Origin of the sequence: Nonomuraea sp. NPDC048881 (assembly GCF_040649795.1) — a bacterium.
Classification (GTDB): Bacteria; Actinomycetota; Actinomycetes; order Streptosporangiales; family Streptosporangiaceae; genus Nonomuraea.
Window position 1 is genome coordinate 206191 of the sequence record NZ_JBEZGC010000005.1, and the last position, 23415, is coordinate 229605.

A 23415-nucleotide genomic window follows, 5' to 3' on the forward strand; every position below is an offset into this window, starting at 1 on the left:
TGATGGCGGGAGGATCTCGTATGCGCGCACTGGTGGTCGGCCCCGGGGCCGTGGGGCGGCTCGCCGACGTCCCCGAGCCCGTTCCGGGGGCCGGGCAGGCACTCGTCGAGGTGCGGCGGACGTCGGTCAACTTCAGCGAGCTGCGGCACATGGACCGCCTGCCGGAGGGCGTCGTGCTCGGCTACGACGCCGCCGGGGTGGTGCTGCGGCCCGCCGCCGACGGCACGGGCCCGGCCGAGGGCGCGCGGGTGGCGGCGTTCGGGGCGGGGGCGTGGGCGGAGCGGGCGGCGTTCGACACCGGCTCGCTCGCGGTGGTGCCCGACGGGGTGGACCTGGCGGTGGCCGCCGCCCTGCCGATGTCCGGCCTGTCGGCCCTGCGCTCACTACGCGCCGCCGGCGTCTCCCTCGGATCGCGCGTGCTCGTGACGGGGGCGTCCGGCTCGGTCGGGACGCTGGCCGTGCAACTCGCCAGGCTGGCCGGGGCCCACGTCGTCGCCTCGGTGAGCTCCCCGGCCCGCGCCAAGACCCTCGGCCCGGACGTGGACGTCGTGACCGCCCTGGACGGCGTGGCCCCCGTGGACGTCGTGATCGAGTTGGTCGGCGGCCCGACCCTGGTGGCCGCCTGGGGCCTGCTCAAGCCGGGCGGCAACCTCCAGAGCGTCGGCTGGGCCGGCGGGCAGCCGGCCGTCTTCCCGCCCGGCTCGACCTTCTCCCTCGGCCCCGCCCGCTCGATGAACTCCTTCGGCGACGTCAGCTCCCCCGGCCCCGACCTGGCCCTCCTGCTCGGCCTCGTGGCCGCGGGCGATTTGACCGTCGAGATCGGCCGCCGCGTGCCCTGGGACCGCCTGGACGAGGCCGCCGCGGCCCAGCTCGACCGCACGGTCACGGGCAAGGTCGTGCTCGACGTCGGCCCGGCGGGACACGCTCTCTCCTGACCACATCGAAACTCGTCTGTCACGCCTTGTCCCTCGGGAAGAAATGGTCTAGACCTAGACCAAACAGAGCGTCCTCCGCGCCCCCCAGGGAGACCTCATGTCACTCGAAGAGGATTCCAGGCGACTCGCCGAGCTCGGCTACAAGCAGGAGCTGGCCCGGACCTGGAGCGGCTTCTCCAACTTCGCGATCTCCTTCTCCATCATCTCGATCCTCGCCGGCTGCTTCACGACCTTCGGGCAAGCCTGGAACAACGGCGGCCCCATCGCCATCTCGTGGGGCTGGCCGCTGATCTCCGCGTTCATCCTGATCATCGGTTTCTGCATGTCGGAGCTGGTCTCGGCGTTCCCGACGGCGGGCGGCATCTACTGGTGGGCCGCCACCATGGGCAAGCCGATCCACGGCTGGTTCACCGGCTGGCTCAACCTGATCGGCCTCATCGCGGTCACCGCGTCGGTCGACTACGGCTGCGCCACGTTCCTCAACATCACGATCAGCCGCCTGACCGGCGGCGCGTGGGAGGGGACGCTCCCCCAGGCGTTCCTGCTGTTCGTGATCATCCTCATCCTGCACGCACTCATCAACATCTTCAGCCACCGGCTCATCTCGCTGCTGCAGAACATCAGCGTGTGGTGGCACGTCGCGGGCGCGGTCGTCATCGTGGCGATCCTGGTGTTCGCGCCGTCCGAGCACCAGTCGCTCGGCTTCGTGTTCGGCGGCACGATCAACAACTCCGGCTTCGGCGACGGCGACGGCGGCGTGCCCTTCTGGCTGTACGTGCTCCCGCTCGGCTTCCTGCTCACCCAGTACACGATCACCGGGTTCGACGCCTGCGCCCACGTGTCGGAGGAGACGCAGGGCGCGGCCAGGACGGCCGCCCGCGGCCTGTGGCAGTCGATCTTCTACTCGGCGATCGGCGGCTGGATCCTGCTGCTGGCGTTCCTGTTCGCCGCGACCAACGTGGACGAGATCAACAAGCAGTCCGGCTTCGTCGGCGCCATCTTCGAGACCGCGCTCTCCTCCCCGCTGGCCACCGCGATCTTCGCGATCTCCACGATCGGCCAGTTCTTCTGCGGGATGAGCTGCGTGACCTCGATGTCGCGCATGACGTACGCGTTCTCGCGCGACGGCGCGGTTCCCGGCTGGCGGCTGTGGTCGACGGTGGACCGCAACCGCACCCCGGTCAACGCGATCCTGGCCGGCTGCCTCATCGCCGCCCTGATCACCCTGCCCGCCCTGTACGCCCCGGCCGGCTCGACGACCCCGGTCGCCTTCTACGCCGTCGTGTCGATCGCGGTCATCGGCCTCTACCTGGCGTTCCTCATCCCGATCTGGCTGCGCCTGCGCATGGGCGACGCCTTCCGTCCCGGGCCGTGGACGCTCGGCCGCAAGTACCGGGTGCTGGGCTGGATCGCCTGCGTCGAGATCGTCATCGTGTCGGTCTACTTCGTCATGCCGTTCTCCCCGGCCGGTGTGCCGGGCAACAAGGACTTCACCTGGACGTCGGTCAACTACGCGCCGATCGCGGTCGGCGTCGTGCTGATCGGCATCTGGTTGTGGTGGAGCCTGTCGGCCAGGCACTGGTTCACCGGCCCGCGCCGCACGATCGACGAGGTGCCGATCTCCTGAGCACCCTGTGGGCGGGCACGGCCGATCCGGCTGTGCCCGTCTTTTTTTGCTGCTTGACACCGCTTGGCTAAAGGCTTTAGCTTTAGGGCTATAAGGGTTAGCCGAGAGGGGTTGGACATGACGGAGTTCCTGACGGTCGAGGGTGGACAGCTCGCCTACGACGTGACCGGCGAAGGGCCGCTGATGGTGCTGGCGCACGGCATGGGCGTCGGACGGCAGTCGTTCAGGTTCCTGGTGCCCGAGCTGGTGGCGGCGGGTTTCCGGGTGGCGACCACCGACCTGCGCGGTCACGGCGAGTCCAGCCGCGACTGGCCCTCCTACACCCGCACCGACGTCGCGGGCGACCTGCTCGCGCTGGTCCGCCACCTGGGCGGCCCGGCGGTCCTGGTGGGCCACTCGTTCGCGGGCGGGGCCGTCACGATCGCCGCCGCGCAGGCGCCCGAGCTGGTCAGCGCCGTGGTGGAGATCGGCCCGTTCACCCGGGTGCAGAAGATCGACGGCGGCGGCCTGCTGCGCAACGCCCGCCATCGCAAGGGGGCCATGCTGCTGCTCGGCGCGGCGCTCCTGCGCAGCATCGGCCTGTGGAAGAAGTACCTCGACCACGCCATGCCGGGCGTCAAGCCCGCCGACCACGCGGAGCACATCGCGGCGCTCGAAGCCGACCTGCGCCGGCCCGGCCGGATGGCCGTGGTCTCCAAGATGGGCCAGGCGCCCCCCACCGACGCCGGCGCGCGACTCCCCGACCTGACCCGCGACGTCCTGGTCGTGATGGGCACGCTCGACCCCGACTGGGCCGACCCGCGCGCCGAGGCGGAGGGCGTCGTGGCCGCCATGCCCGCCGGGCGCGGCCGGATCGCCATGATCGAAGGCGCCGGCCACTACCCGCACGCCCAGTTCCCGGCTCAGGTGGCCGCCGAGGTGCTGGCGTTCGTCAAGGAGCGCCTGCATGCCTAGGGCGGCGTTGTCCCGGGACACGGTCGTCGACCTGGCGGTGTCCCTGATGGACGAGAACGGGCCCGAGGCCCTGACGCTCTCGGCGCTGGCGGCCCGCGCCGGGGTCGCGACGCCGTCGTTGTACAAGCACGTGCGCAACCTGGCCGAGCTGCGCGAGCTGCTGTCGGTGCGGATCACCGACGAGATCACCGACGAACTGGCCCAGGCGGTGCTGGGCCGTTCCCGCGACGAGGCCGTCGGCGCACTCATGGACGCCTGGCGCGCCTACGTCACCCGCCACCCGCACCGCTACGCGATGGTCATCCAGCAGCCGCACCCCGGCATGCGGGCGTCGGGCGAGCGCCTGATGGGCATCATGCTCGCGGCGCTGCGCGGCTACGGGCTGGAAGGCTCCGACGCGATCCACGCGGCCCGCTGCCTGCGCGCGACGGCGCACGGGTTCGCGGTGCTGGAGGCGTCGGGCGGGTTCGGCCTGCCCGAGCTGCTCGACGAGAGCTACGACCTGCTCAAGCACATGGTCGTGGCCGGGCTGACCACTCCCCGCTGACGGGTCAGGACGCCTCGAAGGCGGCGGCCACGGCGGGCCGCACGTCCTGCATGGTGATGTCGCCCAGCTCCCGCTTGAGCGAGGTCATGTCCACGTCGGGCATGCCGCAGGCCACCGCCCAGTTCCAGGGCGTGAGGTCGCCGTCGACGTTGAGCGCGAACCCGTGGCTGGTGACGCCCCTGCTCTGGCGCATGCCGATCGAGATGATCTTACGGCCGGTCGTGGACGTCCAGACGCCGGTCAGCAGCTCCGAGCCCGGCGGGGTGTCCCGCCGCTCGGCGGGCAGGCCGAGCTTGCCCAGCGCCTCGACCAGGCGCAGCTCCACCTCCCGCACGTAGTCGACGATGCCCTCGTCCTCGCCGAGCTTGACGATGAGATAGCCCACGAGCTGGCCGGGGCCGTGGTAGGTGAGCTGCCCGCCGCGCCCGGTCTCCAGCACGGGAATGCCGCGCGCGGGGTCGGGCAGGTGCTCGGCGGGGGTGCGCCGGCCGACGGTGTAGACGGGCGGGTGGCTGAGCAGCCAGAGCGTGTCCGGCCGTTCGTCGCGCTGGCGCTGCCCGACGAGGTCGGTCATGCGCTCCATCGCCGTGTCGTAGTCGACCAGATCGTCCTGCAGAAGTGTCAGCGGCCTTGCCCTCATCCTTCGAGGATAAGACGCATCCCGGACACCAGCGCACGCAGCCCGAACTCGAAGTCGCCGTCGGGGTCCTCCATCGGCCGCGCGTCGAGCGGCACGGCCGGGCCGCGCTCGTCGATCGCCGAGCCGAGGGCGAACCTGCCGACCGCGATCAGCGCCCTGACCGCCTGCTCGCCGGTGAATCCCGCCTCGGTCAGCGGCCTGATGAGCGCCGGGAGCTCGGCCAGCCGGCGCGGCGTGGGCCGGGACCCGGCGTGCACGAGCGCGCCGTCCCGGTACGACAGCAGCGTGCCGCGGATCGCCCGGCCGCGGGACATGAGCCAGTTGTCCCATTCCTGACCCGGTTCGGGCACGTCGAGACGCTCCAGCGTGTCGGCGAGCATCTCCTCGGCCATCTCGTCGAGCAGCTCCTGCTTGTTCTTGAAGTGCCAGTAGAGGGCCGGCTGCTTCACGCCCAGCTCGTCGGCCAGCCTGCGGGTGGTCAGCCCGTCGATGCCCACCTCGTTGAGCAGCCGCAGGGCCGCGCGTACCGCCGTCCGCCGTTCCACGCTTGACAACTTATCAAAGATAAGGCTTTATCACTGATAAGCACTTATCGTTGATAAGGAGACGTGGATGGACGTCGTCATCGCCGGGGCCGGTCCGGTCGGCCTGATGCTGGCCTGCGAGCTGCGCCTGCGCGGCGTGCGCACGCTCGTGCTCGAACGGCTCGCCGCCCCCACCGGCCTGTCCAGGGCGCTCAACCTGCACCCCCGCTCGGTCGACACCTTCGCCATGCGCGGGCTGCTCGACCGGCTCGGCGACGCGCCCCGCCTGGACCTGCAGCACTTCGCCGGCATGCGGGTGCTCGACCTGACGGCCACGCGGACCCCGCACCCGTACGGGCTGCTGGTCCCGCAGTCGCGGGTGGAGGAGATCCTGGAGGCGCGGGCGCTGGAACTGGGCGCGGAGATCGTCCGGGGCCGGGCGGTGACCGGCCTGACGCAGGACGGGTCGGGCGTGACGGTCGAGACCGGCGACGGCACGGCGTACCGGGCGGCCTGGCTCGTCGGCTGCGACGGCGGCCGGAGCACGGTGCGCAAGCTGGCCGGGATCGCCTTCCCCGGCACCCCCGCCACCCTGGCCGCCTACGTCGGCGACGTCACGGTGGCCGGCGGTACGCCGACCGGCTGGGTCCGCACCGGCCACGGCCTGTTCCAGTGGCCGTTCGTCCGGCCCGACGGCACGACCAGGATCCTGACCGTCGACCACGGCCGGGTGCACGCGGACAGGGACGCGCCCGTGACGATCGAGGAGTTCGCGGCCAGCGTGCGCCGGCACCTCGGGGACGCCGCCCCCGAGATCACCGGGGCGACCTGGCTGTCCCGCTTCTCCGACGCGGCCAGGCAGGCCGAGCGCTACCGGGCCGGCCGGGTGTTCCTGGCCGGCGACGCGGCCCACGTGCACATGCCGTTCGGCGGCCAGGGGATGAACACCGGCCTCCAGGACGCCGTCAACCTGGGCTGGAAACTGGCACTGGCGGTGCGCGGGACGGCCCCGGCCGGGCTGCTCGACAGCTACCACGCCGAACGGCACCCGGTGGCCGCCGCCGTGCTGGCCAACACCCTGCAACAGGTCGAGCTGGCCGCGCCGGACGCCGGGACGACCCGGTTGCGCGACCTGTTCGCCCAGCTCATGACCGTCCCCGAGGCCAACAGGATGCTGGCCGAGGACGTGAGCGCGGTGTCGGTGCGGTACGCGACGGGCCCGAATCCGCTCGTCGGCGCCTTCATGCCCGAGGGCCTGCGGCTGGACGACGGGCGCGGACTGCTCGTCACCTCCGCCCCGGCCCTGCTCGCCGCGGGGGCGCGCTGGGCCGATCGGGTGGACGTGGTGCCCGGCGACCGCGAGCTGCTGGTGCGGCCCGACGGTTACGTGGCCTGGGCCGAACCCTGCGCGGAGCCCGCCGCGGTGGCGCTCACGCGGTGGTTCGGCGAGCCGGCGGACGCGTCAGTGGGAGTAGCCCCTCGGCTCCTCCGGGACGAGGATCCACATGGCGACGTAGACCACCCAGAGCGGGCCGGGGATGAGCGACAGCAGCAGCCAGAGGATGCGGACGAGGGTCGGGGGCAGGCCCATCTTGTCGGCGAGCCCGCCGCAGACGCCGGCCAGAATCCTGTGCTCCCTTGAGCGGTACATGCTGTTCCTCCGTGTCGTGATGACCTACCGGTAAAACGGACAGCAGTGCCGCCGATATCCCGCTAGGGACCCTGAGAAAACCCTGTAAGGGTCAGCCACTCATGAGCCATGCCCAGATGTTCCCTGGTCAGTCCATGTCTGGGATCGACGTGGATCAACAGGAAATTCTCCAGACCCTGATCGACCCTGAGGTACTGCTCGTCCTGCGCCCACACCTGGTCGTCGAACCACACGAACGGCCGCCGACCGGCGTACGCGGCGACGTGCGGCGTCTTGAACATCTCGCCGTGCTCGGTACGGGTCCGCTCAGGGCCCATGGTGACGACCGGGAGCGTCGGCAGGCCGATCCTGGGAGAGATCCACTCGTTGGCGTGCTGCTCCCAGGTGGTGGCCCAGACCAGCTCGGCGCCCGTGGTCAGGGCCAGGTCGAGCAGCCGGCGGCCGTGGCGGGGGTTGAGGTGCACGGTGTAGACCTCGGTGCCGATCGTGCAGCGGTAGCGCCGGAAGTCGGGCGTCGGGCGTCCCATCGGGTTGAGCACGCCGTCGACGTCGAGCAGCAGCAGGGGCTTCACCTCGCCGCTCCGGCCCGGTGCTCCTGGGGGCTGACGCCGCGTACGCGCTTGAAGGCCGCGCTGAGCGCGAACGGGCTGCCGTAGCCGACCTTCCTGGCCACCGAGCCGATCGTGGCGTCGGGCTCGCGCAGCAGGTCGGCGGCGAGCGCGAGCCGCCAGTCGGTGAGGAAGGACATCGGCGGCTCCCCCACCAGGTCGGTGAACCGCCTGGCCAGCGCCGCCCTGGAGACCCCCACCTCGGTGGCGAGGGCGGCGACCGTCCAGGGATGGGCGGGGTTGTTGTGCAACATCCGCATCGCCCTGCCCACGATCGGGTCGCCCATCGCGCGGTACCAGGCGGGCGCCTCGTGCGTGGCGAACCATGACCGGAGCACGGCGATCAGCAGCAGGTCGAGCAGCCGGTCGAGCACCGCGGACTGGCCCGGGTCGTCCTTGACGATCTCGGCGCCGAGCAGCGCGATGACCGGCCCGCCGGGCTGCACGAGGAGCTGGGGCAGCGCGTCGAGCAGGCGCCTGCTGACCTCGCCCTCCAGCGTGTACGTGCCGGTGATCAGCACGGTGCCGCCCGCCGGGTCGTTGCCCCAGGTGCGCACGCCGAGGTCCATCGACTGGTACAGCGACTCGCCGTCGAGGGTGGTGCAGCGCTGGCCGGGGTGGATGACGATCTGCGGCGCGGTGCCGGGGGCGTCGGCCACCACGTACGGCTCCGGCCCCCGCAGGATGGCCACCTGCCCGGGTTCGAGGCGGGCCGGCTCGCCCTTGTCCGGCAGCACCCACGCCTCACCGGACACCAGGGCCACCAGCGTGAGCGGGGCCTCGTCCTGGATGCGCATCGACCACGGCGGGTCGAGGATGGACCGGAGCAGGAAGGCGCTCCGCGCTCTCGGTCCGTCGAGCAATGCCGCGAGCTGATCCATGGGCTAGACGATCGCATATGGCAACGCGCTTCTCAACCATGGAGAGTCTTATGGGTATGACGGCTTACTAGATGCATGACGATTTTGGTTCTGGGCGGAACCGGCAAGACCGGCCGCCGTGTCGCTGACCGGCTCACCTCTCTCGGCCTTCCCGTGCGGATCGGCTCCCGCTCGGCCACGCCGTCCTTCGACTGGGCGGACCGCTCCACCTGGGCCGCCGCGCTCGACGGCGTCGAGTCCGTGTACGTGTCCTACTACCCCGACCTGGCGTTGCCCGGCGCGTACGAGGACGTCCTGGAGCTCACCCGGCTCGCCGCGGACGCCGGGGTGCGGCGGCTGGTGCTGCTGTCGGGCCGGGGCGAGCCGGGCGCCGAGGCGAGCGAGCGGACCGTGCGGGAGTCCGGCCTCGACTGGACGATCGTGCGCTGCGGCTGGTTCATGCAGAACTTCAGCGAGGGCTTCCTGCTCGACCAGGTCCTCGACGGCGTGCTGGCGATCCCGGTGGCCGACGTGCCCGAGCCGTTCGTGGACGCCGACGACATCGCCGACGTGGCCGTGGCCGCCCTCACCCAGGACGGCCACGCCGGCCGCCTGTACGAGCTCACCGGCCCGAGGCTGCTGACGTTCGCCGACGCGGCGGCCGAGCTGTCGAAGGCCACGGGCCGCACGATCACCTCCATCGAGGTCACGCCGGAGGAGTACGTGGCCGGGGCCGTGGCGGCGGGCGTGCCGAAGGAGGAGGCCGAGGGCCTGACCGGGCTGTTCACCGAGGTGCTCGACGGCCGCAACGCCCACGTGGCGGACGGCGTCCGGGAGGCGCTGGGCCGTCCGGCCCGCGACTTCGCCGACTACGCCAGGGCGAACGCCGCGGCGTGGGCCGGACGCTGAGAGCGGGCCGGCTCTCCCCCGGCCTGCTCAACCTGCTGGGCGGGCAACTGCGCGGCCCCCGTTTCCGCTAACCTCACCCTGGTCACTCCCGTAACCGGAAGGTGTAGTCGTGATCGGCTGGCTCGAAGCGGTGGTGCTGGGGCTCGTCCAGGGGCTCACGGAGTTCCTGCCGATCTCCTCCAGCGCCCACATCCGTGTGGTCTCGGCCTTGGTCGGCTGGCAGGACCCGGGGGCGGCCTTCACGGCGGTCATCCAGCTGGGCACCGAGGCCGCGGTGCTCATCTACTTCCGCAAGGAGCTGTGGGAGATCGTCTCCACCTGGGTCCGCTCGCTGTTCGACCGGGAGCTGCGCGGCCACTGGGCCGCCCGCATGGGCTGGTACGTCATCGTCGGCACGCTCCCGATCGGCGTGCTGGGCCTGGCGTTCAAGGACCAGATCGAGACCGTCTTCCGCGACCTGCGCGTGGTCGGCACGACGCTGATCGTCTTCGGCTGCATCCTGTGGTTCGCCGACCGCACCGCGCGCAACAAGCTCACGCTGGAGAAGCACCTCAGCTTCACCCACGCCATCGTCTACGGCTTCGCGCAGGCGCTGGCCCTCATCCCGGGCGTCTCCCGCTCGGGCGGCACGATCACGGCCGGCCTGCTGCTCGACTACCGCCGCGAGGACGCCGCCAAATACTCGTTCCTGCTGGCCATCCCCGCCGTGCTGGCCTCGGGGGCGTTCGAGCTGAAGGACATCGGCGAGGGGCAGGCCCCCGCGTGGGGGCCCACCATCCTGGCGACGCTGATCTCGTTCGCCGTCGGCTACGCGGCGGTGGCCTGGTTCCTGAAGTACATCAGCACCCACCGGTTCACCGCGTTCGTGATCTACCGCATCGTGCTGGGCTTCGTCGTCATCCTGGCGGTCACCGCGGGCTTGATCCCGGCCGCCTAGGCCGACACGGCCGTCCGGTCGAGGGCGGGCGAGGGGTAGTAGGCCGCCCACGCCTCGTCGCCCATGCGCAGCACCTTCAGGCCGGTCCAGCCGAGGCCGGCGACGGGCAGGGCCCAGAACAGCACGGTCACGGGGCCGTACTCGATGGGGAAGGAGACGACGTACCCGACGAAGACCAGCAGCGGCACCCACCAGCCGACGAACCCGGCCCGCCACACGGCGACGACCAGCAGCGGCAGGCCCAGCACGGCGAAGAACATCCACGGCATCTGGAAGCCGAAGATCACGCCGGGCAGGTTCAGCATCTCGTCGAGGATCTTCTGCGCCTGCTCCGGCGGGTTGTGCCGGCCCAGCCACCACTCGACGGGGTCGATCATCAGCAGGGCCGACGTCGAGATGTAGCCGATGGCCGTCGCCGCCCCGGCGATGTGGCCGAGCACGGTGGCCTTGCGCCTGGTGAGGTGCACCAGGGCGATGGCCGCCAGGCCCATGAGCATCCAGCTCCAGTGGTAGAGCGCCGACTCCGCCTGGGCCAGCGCGGGGTTGTCGCCGTAGCTGACCGCCTCGCGGGAGTCGCCCCACGTGCCGGGGTCGATGACGACGGCCACGAACTGCAGGAGCGGGGCCGCGATGAGCAACGTGCCCGCCGCGACGCGGCGGAAGGTCACCTGGTTCCTGAACATGGCGGCGACGGTACGTGCCGCCGCCGCCACCCGTCGTCCGCCTGCGGGGCGACCGCAGGTCACCTCCGAGGCGGAGAAGATCAGACGGCCACCGGCGCGCGCGGGGCGGCGGGGGCCGGCTGCGCCCGGCGGCCGGGCAGGGCGAGCAGGACCAGGCCGAGCAGCGCCCACAGGGCCAGCACCCCGACCGGCGTCCACAGGGCGGCCCCGCCGAAGAACACCGTGTTGCGCACCGCCTCGGCGGCCGGGCCCACGGGCAGGACACGGCCGACGGCGGCGTACCACTCGGGGATGTAACGGGCGCCGAGCGGCCCGCCGCTGGCCGGAAGCCCGATCGGGACGAACAGCAGCGCCGCCACCCCCACCCCCGGCGTGCCGATGACCTTGACCAGCCCGGCGACCACCAGGCCGACCGCCAGCGCGATGCCCGCCGAGACCGCCACCAGCGGGACGAAGCTGCCCGGCAGCGCGCCGAACACCACGTCGGCCAGCCACGCGACGGCCGTGCCCGCCACCAGCGCGCCCGCGGCCAGGACGCCCGTCCGCGCCGCCGCGCCCAGACCCGGCGCGACCCGGGCGAGCAGCACGGCCAGCGCGATCCCCGGCAGGAGCACGCTGAGCACGTAGAACATGCCGGCGATGCCGCCGGCGTCACCGGGCGGCAGCGGGACGGCGTCCTCGACCTCCAGGGTGCGGCCCTGCGCCTGCGCGGCCCCCTGGAAGGCGGCGGTGATCACCGTGGCGCCGGTGCGGCCGCCCGCGCTCGCCACCACCAGCCTGCCCTCCCCCGGCACGAGCACCGCGTCCACCTCCCGCTCCAGCAGCGCGGTCCGCGCGGCCTCTGCCGACCCGTACGGGCTCAGCGCGAACGCCCCCGGCCGTCGCCTGTCGATGCCGCTCTGGAGCTGCCGCACCTGCCCGGCGGGCGCGACGACGGCGACGGGCACGCCGTGCGGTTCCGGCGCGTGGAAGGCCCCGAGGAACGACCCGGCGAACACCATCCCCAGCAGCGCGACCCCGACCACGAGGCCAATGATCCTGCGCATTTTTCACCACCTGATGAGTTCATCGATGTTGAATTCGAGGGTAGATGAATTCCACGTGGTTGAATAGCCCCATGGCCGAGGAACGCGGAAGACGACCGGGAAACCCGCAGACCAGGCAGGAGATCCTGGAGGCGGCGATGGAGTCCTTCGCCGCCCACGGCTACGGCGGCACCACGATCAGGGCCGTGGCGCGGGCCGCGGGCGTCGATCCGGCGCTGGTGATGCACTTCTTCGGCAACAAAGACGGCCTGTTCGAGGCCGCGATCAAGGCCAGCATGCCGGTCGCGCTGATGGTCGGCGCCCTCGACGGCGACGCGTCCGGCATCGGCGAGCGGCTGGTGACCCGCTATCTGGAGTTGTGGGAGGACCCGCGGCACGGCCCCCGGCTCTCGGCCGTGCTGCACGCGGCCGCCGCCACCCCGGCGACGGCCGCGCTGCTGAAGGAGCTGCTGGGCCGGGAGCTGCTGGCCCCGATCGCCCGCCGGCTGCCCGGCGCCCATCCCGAGGTCCGCGCGCTGCTGGCGGCCTCGCAGCTGCTCGGCCTGGCCATGATCCGCTACATGCTCCGGCTCGACCCGCTGGCCTCGCTGCCCGCCGGCCAGGTCGCGGCCCTGACTGCGCCCAACGTCCAGCGTTACCTGACGGGCACGCTCTCGCTCGACGAGATCGCCGCCGCCCGGGGGTAGGTCGCCAGGGTGAACAGCAGCGCCGCCACGCCGAGCCCGGTGGCCAGCACGACCACCCCGGCCCGGCCGTAGGCGTCCAGGGCCACGCCGCCCGCGATGCCGGCCGCGAACAGGCCGACGTACTGGGCGGACGACAGCAGGCCGAGCCCGATGGGCACGTTGTCCGGCACCGCGGCCACCGTCCTGAACTGCTGGGCCGGCGCGACCAGCCAGCCGAGCGCGCCCCACAGGAGCGCCCAGACCAGCGCGATCGGCAGGGCCAGGTTCGCGACGGGGATCAGGGCCAGGAAGACCGTGGAGGCGGCCAGGCCGATCAGCACCATCCGGCGCGGCCCGTAGGCGTCGGTGAGGCGCCCGCCGAGCTGGTTGCCCACGATGCCGCCGAGCCCCCACGCCCACAACACGGCCGGCAGCGGCAGGTCGAACAGCGACCCGATGTAGGTGTAGGCGGTGAACCCGGCGCCGAACATCAGCAGCTGGGTGACCAGCACCACCAGCACCCGCCGGTCGGCCAGCGGCGCGAACCGCTCGCCGAGCCGTCCCGACACGGCGACCCGCACGTCCGGCACGAGCGCCGCCACCCCGGCGAAGCCGATCACGCCGAGCCCGACGACCAGCCACATCGTCGCCCGCCAGCCCGAGACCGAGCCCAGCCAGGTGCCCAACGGCACGCCGACGGCCGAGGAGACGCTCAGCCCGCCCATCACCAGCGCCAGCGCCCGCCCGCGCCGCTCGGGCGAGGTCAGCGCGTTGGCCACGCCCGAGGCGGTCGGGGTGAACATCGCCGCCCCGGCCGCGGCCACCACCCGCGTGGCCATGACCAGCGGGTACGTCGGAGCCAGCGCGGTCAGCACGTTGCCCGCGACGAACACGGCCAGCGCCAGCAGCAGCAGCCGCTTGCGCGACAGGCGGGCGGTGAGCGCGGCCAGCAACGGGGACAGCAGCGCGTACGCCAGGGCGAACACGGTCATGAGCTGCCCGGCGGCGGACGTGGAGATCCCGAGGTCCGCGGAGATGGGGGTGAGCAGCCCGGCGGTGACGAACATGCCAGTACCGATGGCGAAATTTCCGGCAGCAAGGGGATAGAGCCGGGAACTCATGGAACCTCCAGCCAATTAGTTGGACGGGCATCAAACTGTCATTACAGTTGGATAGTTGTCAAACAATCAGAGCGAGGTAGGGTGCCACCATGCGCCTGCTACCGCACCCCGCGAAGGAGGACATCCAGCTCACCGAGGTCCTGCGTGCGCTCGCCGACCCCGTCCGGCTGGAGATCGTGGTCCGCCTGGCCACCCTCGGCGAGATGACGTGCACCGCCGCGGGCGACCATCTCGGCGTCCACAAGTCGACGGCGTCCCACCACTACCGCTCGCTGCGCGAGGCCGGCGTGATCGTCTCCAAGCAGGAGGGCCGGCTCAAGTACATCAGCCTGCGCCGCGGCGACCTCGACGAACGTTTCCCCGGCCTGCTCGACTCCGTGTTGTCGGCCTCGCATGCCCCCGCCTGACCGGCTGCCGATCCACGACGCGCTCCCCGAGCTGCTCGCCACGCTGGAGCGCCACGGCACGGCGGTGCTCACCGCGCCGCCCGGCACGGGCAAGACCACGGTCGTGCCCCTGGCGCTGGCCGAAACCGGGCTGCGGGTGCTGGTCGCCGAGCCCCGGCGGCTGGCCGTCCGCGCGGCGGCCCGGCGCATGGGCGTCAGCTACACGATCCGCGGCGAGCGGCACACCGGGGCGAACCCCATGGTCGAGGTCGTCACCACCGGCGTGCTGCTCCAGCGGCTCCAGCGCGACCAGGAGCTCGCCGGGGTCGACGCGGTCGTGCTCGACGAGTGCCACGAACGCCATCTCGACGCCGACACCGCCCTCGCGTTCCTGCTCGACGTGCGCGAGACGCTCCGCCCCGACCTGCGGCTGCTGGCCACCTCGGCCACCGCCGACGCGGCCCCCTGGTCACAGCTGATCGGCGGGCCCGTGGTGGCCGCCTCGGGGACGGCTCATCCCGTGGAGACCGTGTGGGCGCCGCCGGAGCGTCCGGTCGCGCCGCCCCACGGCCTGCGCGTCGATCCGGCGCTGCTGTCGCACGTGGCCTCGGTCGTCCGGCGGGCGTACGCCGAGCGCGACGGCGACGTACTGTGCTTCCTGCCCGGTGTGGGGGAGATCGCCCGGGTCGCCGGGATGCTGGGCGACCTCGACGTGCTCCAGGTGCACGGTCAGGCGCCGGCGCGCGTCCAGGACGCCGTCCTGTCGCCCGGGGCCGGCCGCCGGGTCGTGCTGGCCACGTCGGTGGCCGAGTCGAGCCTGACGGTGCCGGGCGTCCGCGTGGTGGTGGACTCGGGGCTGGCCCGCGAACCCCGTACCGACCACGCCAGGGGGCTCGGCTCGCTCACCACGGTCAGGGTCTCGAAGGCGTCCGCCGCCCAGCGGGCCGGCCGCGCCGGGCGGGAGGCCCCCGGGGCCGTGTACCGCTGCTGGACGGCGGCCGAGCACGAACGCCTGGCCGACCACGCGCGGCCGGAGATCGCGCTGGCCGACCTGACCGGGTTCGCCCTCCAGGCGGCCTGCTGGGGCGACGCGGACGCGGTCGGCCTCGCCCTGCTCGACCGGCCGCCGCCCGCCGCGATGGCGGCCGCCGTCCGCACCCTTGAGGCGCTGGGCGCGCTGGAGGCCGGCCGGGTGACCGGCCGCGGGCGGCGCATGGCGCTCGCCGGCGTGCATCCCCGCCTGGCCAGGGCCCTGCTCGACCTCGGCCCGCGGGCCGCCGAGGTGGTGGCGCTGCTGTCGGAGCAGCTGCCCAGGGACGCGGGCGACGACCTCGCGGAGGTCTGGCGTGCGGCCCGCAGCGGCGGCACCGGCTTCGCGGCCCGCTGGCGCCAGGAGACCAGACGCCTCGCCCGCGCCTCCGGCCAGGGGCCGGAGGCGTGGGAGGTGGGTGACGACGCGCTGGCCGGCATGGCGGTGGCGCTGGCGTTCCCGGAGCGGGTGGCGCGACGGCGCGGCGGCGGCTATCTCATGGCGTCGGGCACGCAGGCCCAGCTCGTCGAGGGCTCCAGGCTGTCCACCTCGCCGTGGCTGGCGATCGCCGTCGCCGACCGGCCCACGGGCTCGGCCTCGGCCCGCGTGCGCCAGGCCGTGGTGATCGACGAGGAGATCGCCAGGCTGGCCCTGCCCGTCACGGTCGAGGAGGAGGTCGCCTGGCGGGTGCCGCCGGGCGAGCGGCGCGGCGACGTGTCGGCCCGCGTGGTCGAACGCCTGGGCGCGATCGAGCTGTCCGCCACGCCGCTCAAGGACGCCGACGTACGCCCCGCCATCCTGCACGGCCTGCGCACCGAAGACCTCCTGACCTGGACGAGACAGGCGAAGGACCTCAAGGACCGCCTGACCTTCGCCCACCGCGCGATCGGCCCCCCGTGGCCCGCCACCGACGACCTGATCGCCCTGGCCGACCAGTGGCTGGAGCCGGAGCTGTCCAGGGCCCGCCGCCGCGCCGACGTCGAACGCATCGACGTGGCCGCCGCCCTGCGCCGCCTGATCCCGTGGAGCGAGCGCCTGGAGAACGTGGCCCCCGAACGCGTCGAGGTGCCCAGCGGCTCGCAGATCAGGATCGACTACTCCGGCGAGCAGCCGGTGCTCGCGGTGAAGCTGCAGGAGCTGTTCGGCTGGGAGGAGACGCCGCGGCTCGCCGGCGTCCCCCTGCTGGTCCACCTGCTGTCCCCGGCGGGCCGTCCGGTGGCGGTGACCGCGGACCTGGCCTCGTTCTGGCGCGAGGGCTACCGGTCCGTACGGGCCGAGATGAGGGGCCGCTACCCTAAGCATCCATGGCCGGAGGATCCGCTCACCGCGCCGCCGACCCGCCGCGTCAACCGGAGCAGACCTTGATCGACGAAGCCGTCCGCGACAACGCCGCCTGGTGCGACACGATGTGCCGGGCGCACGGCCGTCCCGGCGTCTTCGGGCCGCTCGCCTGGACCAACCCGGCCAGGACGCCCGTCCTGTACCCCGACGCCGTCACGCTCTCCCCCGACGCCGGGCCGGCCGACGTGCTCGGCCACATCGACGCGGGTTCGGGCGCCTCGGTCAAGGACAGCTTCGGCACGCTCGACCTGCCGGGCTTCGACGTGCTGTTCACCGCCCAGTGGATCGCCCGGCCCGCGCCCGGCGCGCCCGAGCGTCCCCTCCGGGCGGCCACCGGCGACCCGATCGTGTGGGAGGTGGCCGCCGACCCCAGGGTGCTGGAGGAGTGGGCGCAGGCGTGCTTCTCCGGCGGCGCGCCCGGCCTGTTCCCGCCCGCGCTGCTCGACGAGCCGCACGTGCGGCTGGTGTGCGGCCGCATCGGGGCCGACGTGGTCTGCGGCGCGGCGCTCAGCGCGAGCGGCACGGTGACGGGCGTCTCGAACGTCTTCGCCTCGGGCTGCGACGAGTCCGCCGCCTGGGAGGGCACGGTGGCGATGGCGGCCGAGCTGTTCCCCGGCCGCCCGCTGGTCGGCTACGAGAGCGATCCGTCGGCCCCCCTCGCCCACGGCTTCACCACCCTCGGTCCCCTCCGCATCCTGCTCAAGCCCTGACAGACCGGGCGCGGTCAGTCCGTCAGGTCGGCCACCGTCAAACCGGTGCGGACCGGATGGGCCGCCTCGCCCACCCCCATGTCCTTGAACCCGCTCGACGTGCCCACGCACACCACCGGCCCGTCGAAGTCCCGGCGCAGCTTCCGGCAGCCCGCCAGGCCCGCCGCCCCCGACAGCTCCTGCCATATGCCCTGCCGCGCCAGGTCCCGCTGGGCGGCGCGCATCTCGTCGTCCGTCACGAGCACCGCCTCGCCGCCGCTGTCGCGCACCGCCAGCACGCCCCGGTGGCCGCCCACCGACCCCGCGATCCCGTAGGCCCGGCTGGCCCCCAGCTCGACGACCGCCGCGGGTGAGCCCGCGGCCAGGGCCCGCGCGTTGGGGCCGCCCGCGGCCGGCTCGCAGGAGAACATCCGCGGCACGTCCCCGGACAGCCCGAGCAGCCGCAGCTCGGTGAAGCCCTTCCACATCCCGAACAGCAGCTCGGCGTACCCGGTGGGCGCGAAGACCGCCGCGGGCACCCGTCGGAGCTGGAGGAACAGCTCGTACGCGACCGTCTTGTAGCCCTCCGGGCCGAACGGGTGGCCGGTGTGGGTCACGGTCTGGTTGCTGACCGGGTGGTAGCCCAGCCGGTCCACGACCTCCCGCAGCAGCGGCCACCGCTCCTCCGCCGGCACGGAGAACACCTTGGCCCCGTACGCCCGCACGAACGCCTGCACGCCGGCCGGCGAGTCCGCCGAGGCCAGCACGATGGCCGGCAGCCCGGCACGGGCGGCGTACGCGGCGGCCGAGGCGCCGTGGTTGCCGGACGAGGCCACCACCCCCGCCGCCCCCTCCGCCAGGGCGGCGCTGACCGCCACCCGGTTCAGCCGGTCCTTGTGCGACCAGGTCGGGTTCTGGGACTCGTCCTTGACGTGGATCCCGTCGAACTCCAGCAGCGGCGTCCCGCCCTCGCCCAGCGTCGGCGCCTCCAGGGACGGCAGCAGCGGCGACCACCGCGCGATGTCCGGCCCCGGCTCCTGGTCGAACAGCCCCTTGTCGACGCCCGCGTAGTCGTAGACGACCTCGACCGGATAGGCGATCTCAGCGGTGCTGGTGCGCGGGCAGCCCCTGGTGAGCGGCGGGGACAGCGGGAACTCGATCGAAGGGTCACCCAGCGAGCGCTGGCGGATGGCGAGTGAAGATCCGTTCACGCGCATGGAGTTTATATGGCTATCATGGTGATATCACTTCGATAGCAAGGAGTCGCGATGGAACGTCGTGCTTTCCGGGTCAACGGGTTCCTCGTCCTGCTCGTCCTCCTCCTGCTGGGCGGCGCGGCGCTGGTCTCGATCAAGACGCTCGGCATAGCCTGGATCGTGCTCTTCGCGCTCGTGGCCTCCGGCTTCACCGTGGTCAACCCCAACGAGGCCAAGGTCGTGCAGTTCCTCGGCCGCTACGTCGGCACGGTCAACGTGGCGGGGCTGCAGTGGGTGACGCCGTTCACCACCAAGCGCCGCATCAGCCTCCGGGTGCGCAACTTCGAGACCGCCAAGCTCAAGGTCAACGATGCCGACGGCAACCCGGTCGAGATCGCCGCGGTGGTGGTCTACAAGGTCACCGACACGGCCAAGGCCGCCTTCTCCGTCGACGACTACGAGGAGTACATCGCGATCCAGTCCGAGGCCGCCGTGCGCCACCTCGCGACCACCCACCCGTACGACTCGCACGAGCCCGAGCGCACCAGCCTGCGCGACGGCGCCGAGGTCGCCGGCGAGCTGACCGCCGAGCTGCGCGAGCGCACCGAGCTGGCCGGGATCGAGATCCTGGAGGCCCGCATCACCCACCTGGCCTACGCGCCGGAGATCGCCCAGGCCATGCTGGTGCGCCAGCAGGCCAGCCAGGTGGTGGCCGCCCGCACCAGGATCGTCGAGGGCGCGGTCGGCATGGTCCAGCTCGCGCTCGACCGGCTGGCCGCCGAGGGGGTCGTGGAGCTCGACGAGGAGCGCAAGGCCCAGATGGTCTCCAACCTCCTGGTCGTCCTGTGCGGCGACCGGGCGACCCAGCCGGTGGTGAACGCCGGCAGTCTGTATGCCTGAGCGGAAGAAGCTCCTGCTCCGCCTCGACCCGGCCGTCTACGACGCCATCGCCAAGTGGGCGGCCGACGACCTGCGCAGCATCAACGCGCAGATCGAGTTCGCGCTGCGGCTGGCGCTGAAGGAGGCCGGGCGGGAGCCTGGCAGGGGCTCTCGCAAGGAAGAGTGAAAACCTGCACACTCTAGACATGTTGTGGGCAGGCAGGACCGCCATCGAGATCGCGGCGGCCGTCCGGCGCGGCGACGTCACGGCCACGACCGTCGTGGAGGAGCACCTTCACCGCATCTCCGAGCGGGATTCCCGGGTGGGCGCCTTCCGGCTGGTCAGGAAGCAGGCGATGGACGAGGCGCGGGCCGTGGGCGACCGCCGCGACCTGGCCGACCTGCCGCTCGCCGGGGTCCCGGTGGCGGTCAAGGACAACCTGGAGGTGGCCGGCGAGCCCACCCGCGGCGGCTCGGCGGCCACGTCCGGCGCGCCCGCCCGGGAGGACCATCCGGCCGTGGCCCGCCTGCGCGCGGCGGGCGCGGTGATCGTCGGGCTGACCAACCTGCCGGAGCTGGGGCTGGTCGGCTTCGGCGACAGCCCGTACGGCGTCGTGCGCAACCCCTGGAACCTCGCCCGCACCGCCGGTGGCTCGTCCTCGGGCAGCGCGGCGGCGGTGGCGGCCGGGATGGTGCCGATCGCGCTCGGCAACGACGGCATGGGGTCGCTGCGCATCCCGGGCGCCTGCTGCGGCGTGCTGGCCGTCAAGCCGGGAACGGGCCTGGTCCCGCCGCCCGCCGACGACTGGGACGGGCTCACCGAGAACGGCCCCCTCGCCACGACCGCGGCCGACCTGTCGCTCGCGCTGTCCGTCCTGGCCGCCGATCCGGCGCTGGCCGAGGCGTGGCGTACCGGCCACCGGGTCGAGCCGAAGCCGCGCATGCTGCGCTCGGTCTGGGCCGACGACGACGAGGTGTGGGAGCCGCAACCGCCGCAGGACAGCCCGGAGCCGTTCGACCTGCGGGTGGCCTACGCCCCGCAGCCGCTGCCGCCGGGCCTGCCCGTGGACCGGGAGTTCCAGGCGGCGGTGCGAGCGGCCGCCGAGACGTTGCGGCACGCCGGGCACACCGTGGTCGAGCACCCGCACCGCCTGCCCGCCTGGCTCGGCCCCGCCGCCGTGGCCACCTGGCTCGGCCGGGCCGCAGCCGCCGCCGACGGTCTCGATCCGCACGGACTGGAGCGCCGCACCCGCGCGCTGGCCCGCGCCGGCCGCGTGCTCACCAGGATCGGCCTGGACGGCCGGCGCGGCCGCGAACGCTGGAGCGGCTACGGCGCCGACACCTGGTTCGGCGACGCCGACGTGATGATCACGCCGGCGCTCGCCGCCCTGCCGCCGCGCGCCGACCGCTGGGGCGGGCGCGGCCTCCTGCCCAACCTGCTGGCCAACGTCAGGTACGCGCCCACCACGGGCCCGTGGAACCTGTGCGGCTGGCCCGCGATGGCCGTGCCGGTCGCCACGCACTCCAGCGCGCTGCCGATCGGCGTGCAGCTCGTGGCGCCGCCGGGCGGCGAGCCGCACCTGCTGGCCCTGGCCGCCCAGCTCCAGGCGGCCCACCCGCCGCTACGCCCGCCCGGCTTCTCCTGACCGCCTGTTTCTTCTAGACGCCCGCTGGGTGCCAGACGGTCTTGGTCTCCAGGAACCGTGTCATCCGCCCGAGCCCCGGGTCGGCCGTCCAGTCCTCGCGCACCGGACGCAGCACCCGCTTGAGGTTCTCGGCCGCCTCCTGCTCGCAGCGCAGCGCCAGGTCGGCGTCCTCGACCCCGGTGAGGTCGAGCGCGTTGACGTCCATGTGCGCGGCCAGCCAGGGCGCCAGCTCGGCCTGCTGACCGGTCAGGATGTTGACCACCCCGCCCGGCAGGTCGGACGTGGCCAGCACCTCGGCCAGCGTGATCGAGGCGAGCGGCGAGGGCTCGGAGGCGACCACGACGCACGTGTTGCCGGTGACGATCACCGGCGCGACCACGGACACCAGCCCGAGCAGCGGATCGGCGGGCGCGACCACGGCCACGACCCCGGTCGGCTCCGGCGAGGACAGGTTGAGGTACGGCCCCGCCACCGGGTTCGCCGACCCGCGCACCGCCGTGATCTTGTCGGACCAGCCCGCGTACCAGACCAGCCGGTCGACCGCCGCGTCCACCGACTCAAGCGCGGCCTTCTTGCCCAGGCCCAGCTCCTCGGCGAACTGCCCGCGCCGCCCCTCCAGCATCTCGGCGACGCGGTAGAGGATCTGCCCCCGGTTGTAGGGGGTCGCGCCGGACCAGCCGGGGAACGCCTTGCGCGCGGCCACCACGGCGTCGCGCGCGTCCTTGCGCGAGGCGCGCGAGGCGTTGGCGAGGAAGTCGCCCTTGGGCGAGGTCACGGGATAGGACCTCCCACTCTCCGAGCGCGGGAAGGCCCCGCCGATGTACAGCTTGTAGGTCTTTCTGACGGACAACCTACTCATCGCCCCGACCTCTCCACGTGGACTCCTGCGACGTCTGGACCGGGGCGAACACCTGGCCGCACCTGCTGACGCCGCAGCGGTGGGCGTACCAGCCGACGCGTACGGGCCGGCCGGCGCGGGCGAAGGCGTGCCCGCGGGTGGCCTGGGCGCGCCGCCCGGACCGCCCGGCACGGCGATGATCACACGTCAAGGTAGGCCTCCAGCCCGGCGAGCCCGCCCTCACGGCCATACCCCGACTCCTTGTAGCCGCCGAACGGCGAGGTGGGGTCGAACTTGTTGAACGTGTTGGCCCAGACGACCCCGGCCCGCAGCCGGTCGGCCATCCACAGGATGCGCGAGCCCTTCTCGGTCCAGACCCCGGCCGACAGCCCGTACGGGGTGTTGTTGGCCTTCTCCACGGCCTCGGCCGGGGTGCGGAAGGTCAGCACGGACAGCACCGGCCCGAAGATCTCCTCCCGGGCGATCCGGTGAGACTGGGCGACCCCGGTGAACAGCGTGGGCGGGAACCAGTAGCCCCGCTCGGGCAGCTCGCACGCGGGCGACCAGCGCTCGGCGCCCTCGTCGGCCCCGGCCTCGGACAGCTCGCGGATCTTGGCGAGCTGCTCGGCCGAGTTGATCGCGCCGATGTCGGTGTTCTTGTCCAGCGGGTCGCCGAGCCGCAGCGTGCCGAGCCGCCGCTTCAGCGACTCCAGCAACTCGTCGTGGACGGACTCCTGCACCAGCAGCCGCGAGCCCGCGCAGCAGACGTGGCCCTGGTTGAAGAAGATGCCGTTGACGATGCCCTCGACCGCCTGGTCGACGGCGGCGTCCTCGAACACGATGTTCGCGGCCTTGCCGCCGAGCTCCAGCGTGAGCTTCTTGTCGGTGCCCGCGACCGCGCGGGCGATGATCCGGCCGACCTCGGTCGAGCCGGTGAAGGCCACCTTGTTGACGTCGGGGTGGGCCACCAGGGCGGCGCCGGTGTCGCCCGCGCCGGTCACGATGTTGACCACGCCGGGCGGCAGCTCGGCCTGCTGACAGATCTCCGCGAACAGCAGCGCGGTCAGCGGGGTCGTCTCGGCGGGCTTGAGCACCACCGTGTTGCCGCAGGCCAGCGCGGGAGCGATCTTCCAGGCCAGCATGAGCAGCGGGAAGTTCCACGGGATGACCTGCCCGGCCACCCCGAGCGGCTTGGTGCCACTGTGCCCGTCTGTCGTCCTCCGGCCGAACCCGGCGTAGGCCAGCTTGTCGGCCCAGCCCGCGTAGTAGAAGAAATGGGCCGCGACCAGCGGCAGGTCGACGTCGCGCGACTCGCGGATGGGCTTGCCGTTGTCGAGGGACTCCAGGACGGCCAGCTCGCGGGCCCGCTCCTGGATCAGGCGCGCGATGCGGAACAGGTACTTGGCCCGCTCGGCGCCCGGCAGGGCGCTCCACACGCCGAACGCCTTGCGCGCCGCCTGCACGGCCCGGTCGACGTCGTCGGAGGAGGCCGAGGCGACTTCCGCCAGCTTCTCCTCCGTCGCCGGGTTGACCGTCTTGAAGGGGGAGCCGGAGCCGTCCACGAACTCACCGTTGATGAACAACCCGTACGACGGCTTGAGATCGACAATGTCGCGCGACTCTGGCGCGGGTGCGTAGTCGAACATCGCCGTCACGCCAGGGTGAGGTATAGGGACATCACCTTGCCAGCGTAGACGGTCGGT

At 72.9% G+C, this 23415-nt stretch carries 25 protein-coding genes and 1 pseudogene; 14 read left to right on the forward strand and 12 right to left on the reverse strand.

From position 1 onward, the window contains the following. Positions 1-20 precede the first annotated feature (20 nt). From AB0C33_RS19595 to AB0C33_RS19610, 4 genes are all read left to right on the forward strand, one after another. Complete coding sequence (locus AB0C33_RS19595; protein WP_358289637.1) at positions 21-935, forward strand: zinc-binding dehydrogenase; 915 nt, start codon at positions 21-23, stop codon at positions 933-935. A gap of 97 nt (positions 936-1032) precedes the next feature. Further along, positions 1033-2562 carry an amino acid permease gene (locus AB0C33_RS19600; protein WP_358289639.1) on the forward strand — a complete coding sequence of 510 codons (1530 nt, stop codon included), beginning with the start codon at positions 1033-1035 and terminating at the stop codon, positions 2560-2562. 117 nt (positions 2563-2679) lie between these two features. Next, entirely contained in the window at positions 2680-3516 is an 837-nt protein-coding gene (locus AB0C33_RS19605) for an alpha/beta hydrolase (RefSeq protein ID WP_358289642.1), read from the forward strand. Next, positions 3509-4063, forward strand: coding sequence for a TetR/AcrR family transcriptional regulator (locus AB0C33_RS19610; protein ID WP_358289645.1), 555 nt, complete (start codon positions 3509-3511; stop codon positions 4061-4063). The genes AB0C33_RS19605 and AB0C33_RS19610 overlap by 8 nt, the downstream gene beginning before the upstream one ends. 4 nt (positions 4064-4067) lie before the next feature. Here AB0C33_RS19610 and lipB read toward each other — a convergent pair whose 3' ends face one another. After that, on the reverse strand, positions 4068-4703 hold the full coding sequence (lipB, locus tag AB0C33_RS19615; protein ID WP_358289648.1) for a lipoyl(octanoyl) transferase LipB: 636 nt from the start codon (positions 4701-4703) through the stop codon (positions 4068-4070). Beyond that, positions 4700-5248, reverse strand: a complete 549-nt coding sequence (locus tag AB0C33_RS19620) for a TetR/AcrR family transcriptional regulator C-terminal domain-containing protein (RefSeq protein WP_358289650.1) — start codon at positions 5246-5248, stop codon at positions 4700-4702. Before AB0C33_RS19620 ends, lipB begins: the two co-directional genes overlap by 4 nt. A 67-nt stretch (positions 5249-5315) precedes the next feature. On the opposite strand from AB0C33_RS19620, the pseudogene AB0C33_RS19625 reads away from it, so the two are divergent. Beyond that, positions 5316-6668: pseudogene (locus AB0C33_RS19625) on the forward strand (FAD-dependent monooxygenase); the annotation flags it as partial. A 21-nt stretch (positions 6669-6689) separates the two neighbouring features. Here the strand turns inward: AB0C33_RS19625 and AB0C33_RS19630 are convergent. The 3 genes from AB0C33_RS19630 to AB0C33_RS19640 form a co-directional block, all read right to left on the reverse strand. Then, positions 6690-6878: a PspC domain-containing protein gene (locus AB0C33_RS19630; RefSeq protein ID WP_352325923.1), complete on the reverse strand. Its 189-nt coding sequence runs from the start codon at positions 6876-6878 to the stop codon at positions 6690-6692. Between the two features lie 62 nt (positions 6879-6940). Beyond that, positions 6941-7450 (reverse strand): HAD domain-containing protein, encoded by a 510-nt coding sequence (locus AB0C33_RS19635; protein WP_358289653.1) that lies wholly within the window; start codon positions 7448-7450, stop codon positions 6941-6943. Next, entirely contained in the window at positions 7447-8367 is a 921-nt protein-coding gene (locus AB0C33_RS19640) for an AraC family transcriptional regulator (protein WP_358289656.1), read from the reverse strand. The genes AB0C33_RS19635 and AB0C33_RS19640 overlap by 4 nt, the downstream gene beginning before the upstream one ends. Before the next feature lie 75 nt (positions 8368-8442). Here AB0C33_RS19640 and AB0C33_RS19645 point away from each other — a divergent pair, with 75 nt between their 5' ends. Continuing rightward, entirely contained in the window at positions 8443-9255 is an 813-nt protein-coding gene (locus AB0C33_RS19645) for an NAD(P)H-binding protein (RefSeq protein ID WP_358289659.1), read from the forward strand. A 109-nt stretch (positions 9256-9364) separates the two neighbouring features. After that, positions 9365-10192 carry an undecaprenyl-diphosphate phosphatase gene (locus tag AB0C33_RS19650; RefSeq protein WP_358289662.1) on the forward strand — a complete coding sequence of 276 codons (828 nt, stop codon included), beginning with the start codon at positions 9365-9367 and terminating at the stop codon, positions 10190-10192. Here the strand turns inward: AB0C33_RS19650 and AB0C33_RS19655 are convergent. Both AB0C33_RS19655 and AB0C33_RS19660 read right to left on the reverse strand, forming a co-directional pair. Beyond that, on the reverse strand, positions 10189-10875 hold the full coding sequence (locus tag AB0C33_RS19655) for a hypothetical protein (RefSeq protein WP_358289664.1): 687 nt from the start codon (positions 10873-10875) through the stop codon (positions 10189-10191). The two genes, AB0C33_RS19650 and AB0C33_RS19655, sit on opposite strands and share 4 nt — an antisense overlap. Positions 10876-10955: 80 nt before the next feature. Further along, positions 10956-11921, reverse strand: a complete 966-nt coding sequence (locus tag AB0C33_RS19660) for a hypothetical protein (protein WP_358289667.1) — start codon at positions 11919-11921, stop codon at positions 10956-10958. Between the two features lie 71 nt (positions 11922-11992). On the opposite strand from AB0C33_RS19660, the gene AB0C33_RS19665 reads away from it, so the two are divergent. After that, positions 11993-12607 carry a TetR family transcriptional regulator gene (locus AB0C33_RS19665; protein ID WP_357966875.1) on the forward strand — a complete coding sequence of 205 codons (615 nt, stop codon included), beginning with the start codon at positions 11993-11995 and terminating at the stop codon, positions 12605-12607. Here the strand turns inward: AB0C33_RS19665 and AB0C33_RS19670 are convergent. Continuing rightward, positions 12556-13707 (reverse strand): MFS transporter, encoded by a 1152-nt coding sequence (locus AB0C33_RS19670; RefSeq protein WP_358289670.1) that lies wholly within the window; start codon positions 13705-13707, stop codon positions 12556-12558. The two genes, AB0C33_RS19665 and AB0C33_RS19670, sit on opposite strands and share 52 nt — an antisense overlap. 89 nt (positions 13708-13796) lie before the next feature. On the opposite strand from AB0C33_RS19670, the gene AB0C33_RS19675 reads away from it, so the two are divergent. Genes AB0C33_RS19675 through AB0C33_RS19685 form a run of 3 tightly spaced genes read left to right on the forward strand, consistent with a single transcriptional unit; the run spans position 13797 to position 17174 of the window. After that, the gene (locus AB0C33_RS19675) at positions 13797-14114 is read left to right on the forward strand and encodes a helix-turn-helix transcriptional regulator (RefSeq protein WP_352321025.1); all 318 of its coding nucleotides are present in this window, start codon (positions 13797-13799) and stop codon (positions 14112-14114) included. Then, positions 14101-16488, forward strand: a complete 2388-nt coding sequence (hrpB, locus tag AB0C33_RS19680; RefSeq protein ID WP_358289673.1) for an ATP-dependent helicase HrpB — start codon at positions 14101-14103, stop codon at positions 16486-16488. The genes AB0C33_RS19675 and hrpB overlap by 14 nt, the downstream gene beginning before the upstream one ends. Beyond that, positions 16485-17174 (forward strand): hypothetical protein, encoded by a 690-nt coding sequence (locus AB0C33_RS19685; protein WP_358289676.1) that lies wholly within the window; start codon positions 16485-16487, stop codon positions 17172-17174. Before hrpB ends, AB0C33_RS19685 begins: the two co-directional genes overlap by 4 nt. A 14-nt stretch (positions 17175-17188) precedes the next feature. Here AB0C33_RS19685 and AB0C33_RS19690 read toward each other — a convergent pair whose 3' ends face one another. Continuing rightward, entirely contained in the window at positions 17189-18364 is a 1176-nt protein-coding gene (locus AB0C33_RS19690) for a pyridoxal-phosphate dependent enzyme (protein WP_358289679.1), read from the reverse strand. Between the two features lie 57 nt (positions 18365-18421). On the opposite strand from AB0C33_RS19690, the gene AB0C33_RS19695 reads away from it, so the two are divergent. The 3 genes from AB0C33_RS19695 to AB0C33_RS19705 are packed head-to-tail and all read left to right on the forward strand — an operon-like array spanning position 18422 to position 20874. Further along, positions 18422-19249 carry an SPFH domain-containing protein gene (locus AB0C33_RS19695; RefSeq protein WP_358289681.1) on the forward strand — a complete coding sequence of 276 codons (828 nt, stop codon included), beginning with the start codon at positions 18422-18424 and terminating at the stop codon, positions 19247-19249. Next, positions 19242-19415: a hypothetical protein gene (locus AB0C33_RS19700; RefSeq protein WP_352321015.1), complete on the forward strand. Its 174-nt coding sequence runs from the start codon at positions 19242-19244 to the stop codon at positions 19413-19415. The genes AB0C33_RS19695 and AB0C33_RS19700 overlap by 8 nt, the downstream gene beginning before the upstream one ends. Before the next feature lie 19 nt (positions 19416-19434). Beyond that, entirely contained in the window at positions 19435-20874 is a 1440-nt protein-coding gene (locus AB0C33_RS19705) for an amidase (RefSeq protein WP_358289684.1), read from the forward strand. Positions 20875-20887: 13 nt separating this feature from the next. Here the strand turns inward: AB0C33_RS19705 and AB0C33_RS19710 are convergent, their stop codons facing one another. The 3 genes from AB0C33_RS19710 to AB0C33_RS19720 are packed head-to-tail and all read right to left on the reverse strand — an operon-like array spanning position 20888 to position 23358. After that, positions 20888-21733: an aldehyde dehydrogenase family protein gene (locus tag AB0C33_RS19710; RefSeq protein ID WP_352355733.1), complete on the reverse strand. Its 846-nt coding sequence runs from the start codon at positions 21731-21733 to the stop codon at positions 20888-20890. After that, a complete protein-coding gene (locus tag AB0C33_RS19715; protein WP_358289687.1) occupies positions 21726-21923 on the reverse strand; it encodes a hypothetical protein in 198 nt (65 codons plus the stop codon). Before AB0C33_RS19715 ends, AB0C33_RS19710 begins: the two co-directional genes overlap by 8 nt. Beyond that, a complete protein-coding gene (locus AB0C33_RS19720; RefSeq protein WP_358289725.1) occupies positions 21913-23358 on the reverse strand; it encodes an aldehyde dehydrogenase family protein in 1446 nt (481 codons plus the stop codon). The genes AB0C33_RS19715 and AB0C33_RS19720 overlap by 11 nt, the downstream gene beginning before the upstream one ends. Between the last annotated feature and the right edge of the window lie 57 nt (positions 23359-23415).

Excerpts from the sequence above, each read along its gene's own strand:
- AB0C33_RS19595 (WP_358289637.1), top strand. The coding sequence starts at position 21 with ATGCGCGCACTGGTGGTCGGCCCCGGGGCCGTGGGGCGGCTCGCCGAC.
- AB0C33_RS19600 (WP_358289639.1), top strand. The coding sequence starts at position 1,033 with ATGTCACTCGAAGAGGATTCCAGGCGACTCGCCGAGCTCGGCTACAAG.
- AB0C33_RS19605 (WP_358289642.1), top strand. The coding sequence starts at position 2,680 with ATGACGGAGTTCCTGACGGTCGAGGGTGGACAGCTCGCCTACGACGTG.
- AB0C33_RS19610 (WP_358289645.1), top strand. The coding sequence starts at position 3,509 with ATGCCTAGGGCGGCGTTGTCCCGGGACACGGTCGTCGACCTGGCGGTG.
- lipB (WP_358289648.1), bottom strand. The coding sequence starts at position 4,703 with ATGAGGGCAAGGCCGCTGACACTTCTGCAGGACGATCTGGTCGACTAC.
- AB0C33_RS19630 (WP_352325923.1), bottom strand. The coding sequence starts at position 6,878 with ATGTACCGCTCAAGGGAGCACAGGATTCTGGCCGGCGTCTGCGGCGGG.
- AB0C33_RS19640 (WP_358289656.1), bottom strand. The coding sequence starts at position 8,367 with ATGGATCAGCTCGCGGCATTGCTCGACGGACCGAGAGCGCGGAGCGCC.
- AB0C33_RS19645 (WP_358289659.1), top strand. The coding sequence starts at position 8,443 with ATGACGATTTTGGTTCTGGGCGGAACCGGCAAGACCGGCCGCCGTGTC.
- AB0C33_RS19655 (WP_358289664.1), bottom strand. The coding sequence starts at position 10,875 with ATGTTCAGGAACCAGGTGACCTTCCGCCGCGTCGCGGCGGGCACGTTG.
- AB0C33_RS19660 (WP_358289667.1), bottom strand. The coding sequence starts at position 11,921 with ATGCGCAGGATCATTGGCCTCGTGGTCGGGGTCGCGCTGCTGGGGATG.
- AB0C33_RS19665 (WP_357966875.1), top strand. The coding sequence starts at position 11,993 with ATGGCCGAGGAACGCGGAAGACGACCGGGAAACCCGCAGACCAGGCAG.
- AB0C33_RS19670 (WP_358289670.1), bottom strand. The coding sequence starts at position 13,707 with ATGAGTTCCCGGCTCTATCCCCTTGCTGCCGGAAATTTCGCCATCGGT.
- AB0C33_RS19675 (WP_352321025.1), top strand. The coding sequence starts at position 13,797 with ATGCGCCTGCTACCGCACCCCGCGAAGGAGGACATCCAGCTCACCGAG.
- hrpB (WP_358289673.1), top strand. The coding sequence starts at position 14,101 with ATGCCCCCGCCTGACCGGCTGCCGATCCACGACGCGCTCCCCGAGCTG.
- AB0C33_RS19695 (WP_358289681.1), top strand. The coding sequence starts at position 18,422 with ATGGAACGTCGTGCTTTCCGGGTCAACGGGTTCCTCGTCCTGCTCGTC.
- AB0C33_RS19700 (WP_352321015.1), top strand. The coding sequence starts at position 19,242 with ATGCCTGAGCGGAAGAAGCTCCTGCTCCGCCTCGACCCGGCCGTCTAC.
- AB0C33_RS19705 (WP_358289684.1), top strand. The coding sequence starts at position 19,435 with ATGTTGTGGGCAGGCAGGACCGCCATCGAGATCGCGGCGGCCGTCCGG.
- AB0C33_RS19710 (WP_352355733.1), bottom strand. The coding sequence starts at position 21,733 with ATGAGTAGGTTGTCCGTCAGAAAGACCTACAAGCTGTACATCGGCGGG.
- AB0C33_RS19720 (WP_358289725.1), bottom strand. The coding sequence starts at position 23,358 with ATGTTCGACTACGCACCCGCGCCAGAGTCGCGCGACATTGTCGATCTC.